11 protein-coding genes and 1 pseudogene are annotated in these 12,750 nt (G+C 36.0%); 3 read left to right on the top strand and 9 right to left on the bottom strand.

Annotated elements, in window-relative coordinates; genetic code table 11:
• Positions 1-289: 289 nt before the first annotated feature.
• The 6 genes and pseudogenes from HMPREF9957_RS03345 to HMPREF9957_RS12380 all read right to left on the bottom strand — a co-directional run bounded on the left by HMPREF9957_RS03345 (position 290) and on the right by HMPREF9957_RS12380 (position 7,293).
• Positions 290-1,903: an LPXTG cell wall anchor domain-containing protein gene (locus HMPREF9957_RS03345; RefSeq protein ID WP_000349972.1), complete on the bottom strand. Its 1,614-nt coding sequence runs from the start codon at positions 1,901-1,903 to the stop codon at positions 290-292.
• Between the two features lie 224 nt (positions 1,904-2,127).
• Complete coding sequence (locus HMPREF9957_RS12220; RefSeq protein WP_004241947.1) at positions 2,128-3,489, bottom strand: hypothetical protein; 1,362 nt, start codon at positions 3,487-3,489, stop codon at positions 2,128-2,130.
• Between the two features lie 35 nt (positions 3,490-3,524).
• Positions 3,525-3,725 carry a hypothetical protein gene (locus HMPREF9957_RS03335; protein WP_000516704.1) on the bottom strand — a complete coding sequence of 67 codons (201 nt, stop codon included), beginning with the start codon at positions 3,723-3,725 and terminating at the stop codon, positions 3,525-3,527.
• Positions 3,695-4,651 (bottom strand): hypothetical protein, encoded by a 957-nt coding sequence (locus HMPREF9957_RS03330; RefSeq protein ID WP_000359398.1) that lies wholly within the window; start codon positions 4,649-4,651, stop codon positions 3,695-3,697. The genes HMPREF9957_RS03335 and HMPREF9957_RS03330 overlap by 31 nt, the downstream gene beginning before the upstream one ends.
• A gap of 50 nt (positions 4,652-4,701) precedes the next feature.
• A complete protein-coding gene (locus HMPREF9957_RS03325) occupies positions 4,702-5,877 on the bottom strand; it encodes a YSIRK-type signal peptide-containing protein (RefSeq protein WP_004241957.1) in 1,176 nt (391 codons plus the stop codon).
• A 369-nt stretch (positions 5,878-6,246) separates the two neighbouring features.
• Positions 6,247-7,293, bottom strand: a pseudogene (locus HMPREF9957_RS12380) (IS630 family transposase).
• 144 nt (positions 7,294-7,437) lie between these two features.
• Between HMPREF9957_RS12380 and HMPREF9957_RS03310 the strand changes: the two are divergent.
• The 3 genes from HMPREF9957_RS03310 to HMPREF9957_RS03300 all read left to right on the top strand — a co-directional run bounded on the left by HMPREF9957_RS03310 (position 7,438) and on the right by HMPREF9957_RS03300 (position 10,059).
• A complete protein-coding gene (locus tag HMPREF9957_RS03310) occupies positions 7,438-8,247 on the top strand; it encodes a Cof-type HAD-IIB family hydrolase (protein WP_000593561.1) in 810 nt (269 codons plus the stop codon).
• Positions 8,248-8,387: 140 nt separating this feature from the next.
• Positions 8,388-9,296, top strand: coding sequence for an ABC transporter ATP-binding protein (locus HMPREF9957_RS03305; RefSeq protein WP_000859639.1), 909 nt, complete (start codon positions 8,388-8,390; stop codon positions 9,294-9,296).
• Between the two features lie 10 nt (positions 9,297-9,306).
• Positions 9,307-10,059, top strand: a complete 753-nt coding sequence (locus HMPREF9957_RS03300; protein WP_000581958.1) for an ABC transporter permease — start codon at positions 9,307-9,309, stop codon at positions 10,057-10,059.
• Positions 10,060-10,099: 40 nt separating this feature from the next.
• On the opposite strand, the gene HMPREF9957_RS03295 is transcribed toward HMPREF9957_RS03300, so the two are convergent.
• From HMPREF9957_RS03295 to aguB, 3 genes are all read right to left on the bottom strand, one after another.
• A complete protein-coding gene (locus tag HMPREF9957_RS03295) occupies positions 10,100-10,978 on the bottom strand; it encodes a sensor histidine kinase (protein WP_000221838.1) in 879 nt (292 codons plus the stop codon).
• Complete coding sequence (locus HMPREF9957_RS03290) at positions 10,975-11,676, bottom strand: response regulator transcription factor (RefSeq protein WP_000101115.1); 702 nt, start codon at positions 11,674-11,676, stop codon at positions 10,975-10,977. The genes HMPREF9957_RS03295 and HMPREF9957_RS03290 overlap by 4 nt, the downstream gene beginning before the upstream one ends.
• Positions 11,677-11,866: 190 nt before the next feature.
• Entirely contained in the window at positions 11,867-12,742 is an 876-nt protein-coding gene (gene aguB / locus HMPREF9957_RS03285) for an N-carbamoylputrescine amidase (RefSeq protein ID WP_001246717.1), read from the bottom strand.
• Between the last annotated feature and the right edge of the window lie 8 nt (positions 12,743-12,750).

The following is a 12,750-nucleotide window of genomic DNA, read 5'->3' as shown; positions in this document are numbered from 1 at the left end:
ATTTAACTACGAAAATAATTCTCAAGATATCTCTGTTGTTTGGAAGATTATTTTGTTCAAAAAAGCAGAGAAGAACAAAGAAGACTTCCTATAGTAGTATGGGTAAGATAAGCCTATTTGGCTTATCTTACAGGAAATTTTGAGACCTTAGGCTCAAAGTTTAGTCATGAAACCGCAGGGCTGCTGCCGTCCTATACTACTATAACAGGAAGTCATTCGATAATAATGTATATTTGAGAAATTTGAGTCCTAAACAAAATTTGTCAAACAACCTAAAAGATTAGAAAAACTAATTCTCAGATTCTTCTTTCTTCCGTGTAACAAGTCCAATTCCACTCAAAGCTGCTAAAACTCCAAGTACTGTAACTCCAGCATTAGTTTCTGTGCCAGTATTTGGTAATTCTGGTTTACGCGGATCTTCAGTTTTATTCGGTTTTTCTGGTTCGGGTTGTGGTTGTATCGGATTTTCTTGTGGTGCTACCGGATTTGGTTGTGGTTTAGGAATTTCAGGAGTAGATGGAGTCGGTATTTCTGATGGAATAAACGGTTTTTGTATTTTTTCATATAAATGAATGGTAATTCCATCAATTGTTGTGGTTTTAACAAATCTATAACCATTAAACTCCAATGCTGCTTTTTTACCTACTTCGTACGGTTTCAATTCATTCCCTTCAGTATCACGCCAAATCGTTACTTCTATAATAGGTTTAACAATTGGTTCATCCGCCATGAAGACATGAGTAATTTTATTTTCCGTTTTAATAGTTTCAAGAAAGACATGATTTGGAATTTTTCCTGCTTCCTGTTCTCCTTTTTCCGATGGTTTTAGTTGTTTTCCATTAACATCAATCCACTCGGTAATTACTTTATATACAACTCTTTCTTCAACTGTTTCAGTATAGAAGTAATTTACAACTACCCCTTCTTTTGCAACTTTACCTTTTTTATTTTCTGGTTCAGCTTTCAAAGTATAAGTATATGTTCTTGTGATCGTTGCTAGTGGAGTTTCTTCGACTACTGTTTTTGGAGCAATCTCTTTTGCTTCAGTTTCATAATCTGTAAGCACTCTTTTATTTTCTTGAGTATCACTCTCTGCTAATTTTTCTTCTGTTCCATCTTTGTAGTAATTCGCTACTACATTTGCATAAACTTTTGGTTTTTCAACTGTAATCGTATAAGTTTGACTGATTTTTTCTTTTCGACCACTTTCCTCATCAGCCTCTACATCACTGTCAGCATCGGCTACTCTAGTTTTTTCCTCGCCAAAATCAGTTGAGACAATATACCCCAATTTTTCCAACTCTGCTATCTTTTCATGGACAGTCTCTTCAGGGAAATCTTTTCCAACAAGGGATTCCAAAATAAAGTCATTTTGATTTTCAACAGGAATTAGATGATTGTTGTCATCTCTTTCTAACACTTGAACTTTAGCTCGAGCAACTTCATCATAAAGATAAGTAACAGTTGTATTTACAGAAGATAATACTCCTGAAGGACGATTAGATGTTGCTGTAACACCACCTCTATGAGCTTTGCTCAAACGATAAGTAACTCCGTCTTTTTTTATGGTTCTTAGATAATCACTCGTCGAATCATAGTAAAAACCAATTTTATTACTAATTTCTAATAAGTCTTCTGGTTTATCTTTACCTTTGATTAAGTGTTTTTTATTGTATCTTCCAGCTACTTTTCCATCTTTATCTAGTCTTGCAAGGTATTCTTCATGAATTGTTTTTTCTTCTTCCTTGTTTGTTTCAGGGTTCAATACTTTTTCAACTCTATCTTCTTTTACAAGTTTATAAAGTTTTAATTCTTGGATTTTCTCACCTTTTTCATCACTAGCAAAAATATCACCATTTTCGTCCACCACATAAGTTTTGATTGTTTTTCCATTATGGTCCACTTTATAAGCCTTAACGATTTTATTCTCAACAATTTCAAGGACATTTCCATTTTCAAAAACTTTATGTGTTTTTACTAATTGATCATTTTTATCTGTTTCAGATAAATTTCCTTTCTCATCAACCCTAATAAAGTTTCCAGATTTAGCTAATGTTGCACTATCTTTTAACTCATTTCCTTTTCTATCGATATATTTAACTTTAATATTTCCTTTAAATAAAAGTTTTAATTGATGGGTTCTTGTAGTTGCGTCAATTTGATCATGGATTTTTTTAAGCCTTTTTCAACTTCTTTAAAAGATTCATCAATATCTTGAATTTTTTCTTTTTCAAGTTGAATTTTGGATTTTGTAGATTCTAATTCAGTTTTTAATGATTGAACTTCTTCTTTTATTTTTTTAGCGGCATCCTCTAATTTCTTAGCTTCATCTTTAAAAGGTTTGGATTCATCCTCTAATTTTTTTGCTTCATCTTCAAGTTTTTTAGCCTCATCTTCTAATTTTTTCAATTCATCTTGGCTTAGTTTCTCTTTATCTTTTAATTTATCTGCTACTGATTTTTGTTTTTCTTCAATTTCTTTTTGTTTATCTTCAATAGGTTTTAGTTTTTCACCAATTTCTTTTTGTTTATCTTCAATAGGTTTTATTTTATCTCCTAGCTCGTTTTGTTTATCCTCTAATTCTTTTTGTTTGCTTTCAAGAGGTTTCAATTTATTTTCGAGTGGAGGTATATTTTTTTCCAATTCAGTGATTAATGTTTGTTTTTCAGCTCGTTTTTCATCAACTTTTTCTTTTTCTTCTTTAATGGTTTGATCAAGAATACGATGAGATAGGGCTTGAGCTGCTTTTAAGGTGTCTTGGACAATCGAAAAGTTTGCTAAAACTGGTAGGTTATATTGTATACGTGGACTTTGCTTATTAACCCCAACTCGTTTATTATTACCAGAAAATATTTGGATTTTATAAGCCACGACATCTTTTTCTAAGTGAATATCTCCTGTAGAGAAGTAGCCACCTTTCCCTAGTTTACCCTCATCACCACCAATTTCCTTAGTAATTCTTTCTGATAATTTATCATCAGGTAGTACATCGGTACGTGTAACGTTTTCTTTTTCAACAAAGTATCTCGTAAATTTTCCAAGACCCTCGTCTTCCATCTCAGCAGCAAGTTCATTAGTATGATATTTTGCATATTCAGCATCTGATAGTTCACTTGTATCAGGTTTAGTTCTGGCCTCCATGTGTGAACCAAGGATTTTCACTTCTTTACTACCGTTTCTTGCTGCCTTGTAAGTATAGTTATTTGTGGATCCAATAGCTAATTTTAAGGCAGAGATTTCTTTGTTTAATTCGATTTTTTTAGTTTCATCAGCAGTGTTTAGTTCTGCTTCTTTAGCTGCTAGTCTATCCTTTAACTCTTTACGATGTTTGCTTACTTTAACTGGATCTGTTACTAGTTCTAATTGATCTGTATCAGCATGATAGATAATTTTTTTCGCAGTTGGTAATACAAAATCTAATAATTTATACACACGATCTGGATCTTTACTTTTTTGGATTCCGTCTGGATTTGTATCAGCGTGATACACCCACGCTGGAGAATTTTTTAATACTTCCGCATCCGTTATTTTTTTATAAAAGTATTTAAGTCATTTGCATATCTTGCGGCATTATATGTAAACTTAGTTTCTGTTGTGAAGTTTGTTTCATTCAATTTATCCTTATCTATAGGCAACTCAACTATGACGTCTCCCTTTTTGGCAAGTTCTTGTCTTGCTTCTTCTCTTAAAGCCTCTAGTTTCTCTTTATCTTTTTTCTTTCCCATGGATATTTTTCCTTATATTTAGCATCCGCAATATCATTGATTTTTTTAGTGTGTTCAGCTTTCAATAAACTTTTAATCTTATTATTAAACCCAAGTATATCCACACCTTGACTGTAACGCTCTTCGTTCTCTACTACTCCGTCAACGTGGTTGATAGTGTGGTCATAGACAGTTTCTTCTACTTCTTTTGAAGGGTCTGTTTTATCTTTTTTAATAGCCTTAACAACGACACGATAACTTCCTTTTGTCTTATATTCAAAATCTGAGATGTAACCTGTCACGAAGTCTAGGTTTAAAGTACTTCCATATTTACTCGAAAAAGCTTCAAAGCGTTTCTCAATCCCATTAAATCCTTCTATATTAGGTGAATGAACTAAAATATCGTCCTTATCTTTTACAGGTAGACGATTAAGCGCGTTCTGATTCTCAGTACTATTCGCTGTCTTTATATTAAACTCAGAGCCATCTTGTGCTTTATCAGTTCTATTGGCAATCGTACGTCCTTTGGCAAGCATCAACATGTATTTAAAACGATAATCTAATGCTTGCTCGTGAAGAAAGATTCGGTCAAGAGCGTCAGAACCGAGCAAACCACCTTGTTCTATGATTGGTTTTCCTTCAGAAGTATAACCTGTCACACGCCAACCTGTGAAATACCCCCATTCATTTTTCTTACCAATGGCGAATGTACCTCCACCAATTGGTTTCCATCCTCCGAATTCATTGTATTTTTTTAATACTTCAGGTAAAAGACTTTCTTTTTCAAGTCTATCAAAAGCATTATGCACGACTTCTAATTCGTCTTTTGTCAGATTTTCTTTATCCATTAATACAGGATTTAAGAGGTATTCTTTAATTTTGTCAGGATTCAACTTTAATTTATCAGCTAACTCTTGTGTTAGTCCTAAGCTTTTCAACTTATCCACCGTCAGATTTTCTTTTTCAAGTTTTTCAAAAGCTTCTGTAAGTTTATTGTTTATTTTTTATTTTCTTCTTCCTCTAGAATTAATTGTTTTACTAATTGAGGATTTAATACAAGCTCTTTAATTTTTTCAGGAGTTAAGTTTAATTTTTGAATAAGCTCTTCTTTCATTCCCATTTTTTTTAAGATTTCAGGGTTTAAAGTTTCCTTATCAAATTTTTCAAAAACGGCGTTCAACTCTTTATTTTCTTCAGGTGTCAGTTTTAACTCTTTGATCAATTCAGGATTTGCTAACAATTCTTTAATTCTTTCAGGATTTAGATTTAATCTATTCGCAAGTTCATCTTTTAAGCCTAATTCCTTTAATTTTTCTGAAGTAAAACTTTCTTTTTCAACTTTTTCGAAAATCAAACTTAATGCTATATTTTCTTTTTCATTCAAAATATATTCTTTAATAAGTTCAGGTTTAATTGCAATTTCCTTAATTCTTTCAGGCGTTAAGTTTAATTTTTTAATCAAGCTAGGTTCGACACCTAATTGTTCTAATTTTTCAGGTGTTAACCCCAATTTATTGATTTTTTCAAGGGTTAAACCCAATTCACGAATTTCACCTGATTTTAAACCTAATTTATCACCGATAATATCCATTTTTTTCAAGTAATTTAACTCATTATTTTGGAAATCATCTGGTAAACTATCTAACACCTTATATAAACCTTTAGCCGTGGTTCCTTCTTTTGGCTCTTTATATACTCTATTGGCATCAGCATCTTCAGTGTTGGCATTTTCTTCCAGAGAAGGATTATCTTTTTCAAATAATTCTCCCTTATGTTGACGTCTTTCCTCTTCTTCTTTTCTTTCTTTTTCTTCAATTTCTTCGTCTAATGGTTTGCCTGGTTCAGTTGGTTGCTCTTCTGCTGGTTGTGCGGGTGTTGTTGGATTAGTCCCTACAACTTCTCGATTTTTAGCCGATTCCCCTATCTTCTCATTTTTTTCTGTTTCACCAGTAGCTACCAGAGGCGCCCCCTCCTCTTTTTGATTCGATGTGCCTATAACAGGTTGGTTATTATCGTTTACACCGTCCGCACTAACGACGCGCGTACCTAAAAACATCAGTGTCGCAACAGCTACTGAAGCTGCACCGAAGCTATATTTACGAATAGAAAAGCGCAAAACCTTTTCATCTTGGCGACGTTCTACTCTATTTATTGAATCCAATTTCTTTCCCATGGTTTCCCCTTGAATAAAAAAATATAAAATAAAAAAGCAATTCTTATAGCTAAACTCCTAATAGAGTATATCTACAAAAAATCACCATGATGATATATTGAACTATCAATCACAGCTATCACAGCTATCACAGCTATCACAGCTATCACAGCTATCACAGCTATCACAGCTATCACAGCTATCACAGCTATCACAGCTATCACAGCTATCACAGCTATCACAGCTATCACAGCTATCACAGCTATCACAGCTATCACAGCTCAATTATACCATTTTTGATATATCTAATCAACTATAAACCTACTTATTTTACTAATTAACCACATTAAATATTCAGAGTATCCAATTATAGTTTATTGAAGTTAATACTCATCTGTTTTCAAAAAGCATTCTAGTCCATCGCCGATTAACGATGGACTTTATCACTTCCTTCTCCAGTCCTTGTATGACATCTTGAAGTTGATTCATGACATCTTCCAAAGTTCGAAAGGCTTTATTCTTAAATCCACGTTTACGAATCTCTTTCCACACTTGTTCAATGGGGTTCATTTCTGGTGTATATGGAGGAATAAAGGTAAAGCCAATATTAGTCGGAATCTTTAAGGTACTTGATTTATGCCATATAGCATTGTCTATGACAAGTAAAAGATAATCATCTGGATAAACTTGTGAAAGCTCTTCTAAAAAGGCGTTCATCCACTCAGTATTACCTCCACCAGCTATTAAGAAAAATGATTCGCTTGTATGGGCATCAATAGCTCCATAACAATAGCGAAATTCTCGTATATAGTGACTATGGACATGTGGACGTACTCCTATTGGAGCCCAACAAGCTCCCAGTTTACTGATTCTACCGAAACCCGCCTCATCTTGGTACATCAAGCGAACCTTGCGAAAACGTCTACTGGTTTTAAAGCGCTTTCTTATTTTCTTGAATTGAGATTTTATTTTTAGACACGACAATGATTTGAGCGTCTGCTTTCTTAGGAGGTTCTGAACGTGGCGTAATATTTCGCAAACCATGGCGCTTTAACAGTTGATAGAAGGCATCACGTGTGTAGGGACGACCTACCTCCTTTTTATAAGCCTGAAATAAGGCATCAATTGTAACAAATTCTCCTGCCTCTGCAGCCTTCAAATGACGGGCAAGAAAGGCTTTCTCTTCCTCGACCGTCATATATGCATGGTTACGACCACCACGTGTTTCTTGAAGGAGAGAGTAGAGTCCTAACTCCTCATATTTTTTACATTTCGCCAAATCGTTGTTTGATTACAGTATAAAAGCTCTATAATCTCTTTATAAGATTTGCCCATCAGACGAAATAGAACGATTTGAAGGCGTTTATGATATTTAGCTGTACTAGAGTCTTTTAAAAGTGTTTTGATGGTTTGGATTTCTTCTTTAGTTGATTTCATATCACTATTGTATAATGCTTTTTGATTTTAGTCTAGTATAATAATATTATTTTATTCCTATGTAACTTATTAGTCAAGAGCAATTCCTCTTCCTTTCCTCCAAAATATGCTATAATAATACCAAAAGATAAAGAAGGAAGTCTTATGATTAAACTACTAGCCTTGGATATGGACGGAACCCTCCTCAATGAAGCCAAGGAAATTCCACCAGCTCACATTACTGCTATTCACCAAGCTATTGATAAAGGTGTCAAACTGGTACTTTGTACGGGCCGCCCTCTTTTCGGTGTCCTCCCCTACTATAAAAAACTAGGACTGGACCTCCAGAATGAGTATGTGATTGTTAACAACGGTTGCTCAACGCATCAGACCAGTGACTGGAGTCTAGTTGACTGGCAAGAGCTCAGTCCGGCTGACATTGAATATCTCTATGACCTAGCTGAAAAGAGTGATGTCCAATTGACTCTTTTTGATGAGGAACATTATTTTGTCCTCGGAGGCAAGCCCAATCAAGTCATCCAAAACGACGCCAAACTAGTCTTTTCAGACCTGACTGAAATTTCCCTTGAGGAAGCTACCAGTGGTAAGTACCGTATGTTCCAAGGTATGTTTTTGGGGACAGAAAGCCAAACAGACGATTTTGAGAATCGTTTTGCTGAGGAGCTTTGCCAACGATTTAGCGGTGTTCGTTCGCAGCCTGTTATTTATGAAGCCATGCCACTTGGAACGACAAAGGCTACTGCTCTTTCTCGACTAGCTGAAATTTTGAAGATTGAGCCGTCAGAAATCATGGCTATGGGCGATGCTAATAATGATATCGAAATGCTCCAGTTTGCAGGGCTTGGAATTGCAATGGGAAATGCCAGCGATTATGTCAAATCTCTTGCGGATGACGTTACAGCCAGCAACGAAGAAGACGGCGTTGCGCGTGCCATTGAGAAATATATTTTATAGTAAAGAAGCCCAGTTCATGTCAACTGGGTTTTGATATTTAAGAATTCTAAAACTTTAGAAACTCTTTAGAAATCCTTGAGCTTTCTTTGATTTCTATGCTTTATACTAAAGTTAACAAAATAAATCAAAAGGAGAGAATCATGAAAACAGTACTTGACATTCATGGATTGTCCAAAAACTTTGACAAACAAGCTATCCTTCAGGATCTTCATCTAACGATAAGAGAGGGAGATATTTATGGGCTTATCGGGAAGAACGGAGCTGGGAAAACCACCTTGATAAAAATTATTACGCAACTACTCTTTGCGGATAAAGGAACAGTTTCCCTCTTCTCTAGCCATTCGGAAAATGAATGGAGCAAGGCTCTATCTCGAGTAGGTTCAGTGATTGAATCACCTGTAGCTCATAATCACTTAACAGCCTATCAAAACCTGAAATATTACTGTATGATTCGCCATATTCCAAATGCTGATCAAGTCATTCGAGAAACCCTGGACTATGTAGGTTTGGCAGATACAGGTAAGAAAATCTTTCGTGATTTCTCGCTAGGAATGAAACAAAGACTTGGTATTGCCATTGCCCTCCTATCCAAACCAGATTTCCTAATCTTAGATGAACCTATCAACGGTCTCGACCCAATAGGTATCAAAGAGTTTCGACTCATGATTCAACGGCTCAATCAAGAAAAAGGGATAACCATTCTCATCTCTAGCCATATCTTGTCAGAACTCTATCTCCTAGCTAATCGCTTTGGTATTTTAGATCAAGGAAAGATTATCCGTGAAATCAGCAAAGCTGAATTTGAAACACTAAGTGAGGATTACATTGTTCTTAAGACAGCTGATCAAGAGAAAGCTTGTCAAGTATTGAAAGAACAAATCCAGCTCCAGTTCAAGGTTGTTAATCCAGAAAATGAAATCCATATCTTTGGTCAGGAACAAGATGTCAAACAGATTCTCAAAGAATTAACCTTGGCAGATGTTGACATTGACGAGATTTACTATGCCCGTCAAAACCTAGAAGAATACTTCACTCAATTGGTCCAATAGGAGAAAAATCATGATACATACCATTCAAGCAGACTTTTACCGTCTTTTCCGTTCCAAAGGTTTTTGGATTACAGAATTCATTCTCTTTATACTCATGTTAATGGGGGCTATTTTTGGGGCTACTGGCCATCTGATGGCAATCCAGACACAAGAGCCAGAAATTCCAACCCATGGCTGGGACGGTGTACAAGCCCTGATTAACGCATCTAGTCAAGGTTCAAACCTCGTTTTTCTCTGCATAGTTCTAGCCTGCCTCGTTCTTGGAGTTGATTTAATCGGCAAACTCTATAAAAATAATTTAACAGTGGGTGTTTCTCGTACCGAGTTTTTCCTTGCAAAAGCCTTTGTATTGACTTGTATTGCACTCTTGCAAGTTATCATCAGCCTTGTGATTGCCTTTATTCCAGCAACTATCTTAAATGGATTTGGCACTATGCCTGATGGCTTTATTGGTAATCTACTGATAACCATTTCCCTTCAATTCCTTTGCCTCCTTGCTTGGCTTTCCATTGTTTCCTTCATCCTCTATGTTAGTCATTCTTATCTTGCAGTATTTATTGGCTATTTGGTCAGCTCTATCTTACTTTCTATGCCAATGCTCATCTTCCCAAGTATCAAAATTTTGCCATATTTATCATTGCAGTTTTTCTATGCTATGACTGCTAATAGTGAATCCATTTTCTATACCCTTATAGTTAGCTTAGCTGTTATTGTAATCTTTAATCTAAGTGGACTGGCAGTTTTCAAAAAGAAAAGTCTATAAAAAATGACCTCCTCTAGCCTACAGAGGAGGTTTCTTTTTGTTAAAAATAAATGAAAATCGACAACCATTGCCCATCTGTGCTTAGTTTCATATCTGCACCGAGAAGATGACATAATTCCTCAGTGATATAAAGACCTAAACCAGAGGATTCTTCCGTATCAGATAGATTTTCAGAATAAAAACGGTTGCTGAGATTTTCTATTCTTTTGATGGGCTGTTTGACAAGGTTTGCAATTTCTAAGACAAGCTGTTCCTTTTCCTTTCTCAAAGATAGACGCGCTTCTTCCTTGCCATGCTTGAGGACATTTCCAAGCAGATTTTGTAAAATTCGATCCAGTAAGTCCTCATCAGTCCTCGTTTTTAAACCAGCTTCAACCTTAAAATCAAGCGTGATATTTGCCGCCTGAAAAACATCATAATAAGCCAGAGTTTTTTTGGTGATAAAAGCTGAAAAATCCACTTCTTCCAGTTTCGGTTTGACAGCTCCTTCCATCAAACGACGATATTCTAGAAGAGCCTCTAAACGTTTGGAAACTAAATCAAGATGCTGAGCAATTTTTTGTAAGGTTTCTGCTTTATCTTCAGGAGATTTTATCAATTGTTGGGTGTAGCCTGAAGCGATAGTCAAAGGCGTCCGAATATCATGGGCGATATTGCTGATGGCCATATCCAAAGTCTGCTTTTCCCTTTTCATAACCAACCGAGATTGTTCTACTTCTTGAAATAGATTCTCAATTTGCTGGTAGAGATGTAAAAAATGTTTGGAAAAAATGCTGACCTCTACTCTTTTCATACTACCTGTAAGAATCTTGTCTTCAATCTGTTGACTCAGGCTCTTAAGAGCTAGATGGTAACGAATCAATGTAATCGATAAAATAATTAGGAGAACCAGTAGGCAAAAGATTATCATGTAGGTCATTGCTTGTCTCCTTTTAATCTTACCCCAACTCCCCAAATGGTTTCAATATATTCTTGATTTGGGTCAAGCTGGTTTAATTTTTTACGAAGATTACTCAAATGAGTATTGAGGGTATTATCTCCAGGTAGATAGCTATCCTCCCAGACCAATTCATAAAGTTCTTCTTTGGTGAAAATTTTCTTTGGATGTTTGAGGAGAGTTTGAAGAATCAAGCATTCTTTTTTGGCAAGGCGAATCGTTTCCTGACTATTTTTGATTTCAAAACTTTCTGCATCAAACTGGATATTTTTCAAGTTTTGTGGCAGATTTTCAGTTTTTCCTATTTCCATAGGCTGTTTTTCTGCACTTTGTCGTAATTGAACAGTAACTCTAGCAAAGACTTCGTCCAAATCAAAAGGTTTGACTATGTAATCATTGGCACCGTCTAAGAGGTATTGACTGATTAACTTCTTATCGCTCAAAGCCGTTAGCATAATGACTGGAATTTGACTTTGTTCCCTGATAGCTTTTAAAACCTGATCCCCATTTTTCCCAGGAAGCATGATATCGAGCAAAACGAGGTCAATCCCCCCTTGGTCAAAACGCATGATTCCTTCAGTTCCTGAAAAGGCTTGAATTACCTCATGCTCCTCAGTAAGAAGTGTTCGCAAAATCTCTTGAATGTCACTATTGTCTTCAATAACCAATATCCTAGCCATAAATACCAACCTTTCTGCAACTATTATAGCATGTTTTATTGATAAAGCTTAAACAGAAAAGCACCTCGCATCAAAGCGCGAGAAAGCCTTAGAGGGTTAAAATATAAAATCTACTTGCTAGATGACCTAGTATCCCTATAGTTGCTAGTGAAAACGAGTCTAGCAGAATGAATCTCTCATTTCTCTCCTACTAGTCCGTAATACGTTGATACATTTCGGGTCTTCTATCTCGAAACAAGCCCCAGTTTAGGCGTTCGCATGCTCCCTTGTCTAGGTCATAAGTAGCTAACAGAACAGCTTCTCCTTGTCTTTCAGCTTGCTCTAGAATAGCTCCTGTTTCATCCGTTATAAAGGAGGAACCGTAGAAGTCAAGACTGGAACTCTGTCCACCATTTTCCTCACTTGGAGTGACTTCCTCTAATCCATAACGATTGGCTGCGATGACTGGAACAATATTTGCTGCTGCGTGGCCTTGCATGGTACGTTGCCAATGGCCACAACTATCCGTATCTAAAATTGGCTCTGAACCGATGGCTGTTGGATAAAAGAGCAATTCAGCACCATTCAATGCAAGACAACGCGCTGTTTCAGGGAACCATTGATCCCAACAGATACCAATCCCAATCTTGGCATAGCGAGTATTCCAGACCTTGAAACCTGTGTTACCAGGTGTGAAATAAAATTTTTCTTGATAATAATGGTCATCTGGTATGTGGGTCTTTCGATAAACACCCAGCACCTCACCATCTGCATCAATGACGGCAATAGAGTTATACAAGACATTACCATCTTTTTCATAGAAACTAATCGGTAGAACAACCTGTAGTTCTTTAGCAAGAACTTTAAAATGCTGAATAGCTGTATTGTCTGTCACAGACTGAGCATGCTGGTAGTAGTCATACTGACGTTCCTGACAGAAATAGGGACGTTCAAACAACTCTGGTAAGAGAATAATTTGTGCGCCTTGCTCTGCAGCTTGACGTACTAAACGCTCTGCTGTTTGAATATTTGTTGCCACATCCTTGGCGCATTGCATTTGAATGGCTGAAACTTTTACATTTCTCATCTTTTTCT

The sequence above is a fragment of the Streptococcus mitis SK1080 genome, from assembly GCF_000220085.1.
GTDB classification, from domain to species: domain Bacteria; phylum Bacillota; class Bacilli; order Lactobacillales; family Streptococcaceae; genus Streptococcus; species Streptococcus mitis_K.
The sequence above is the reverse complement of the archived record's forward strand: the minus strand, read 5'-3'. Positions and strand labels throughout refer to the sequence as shown.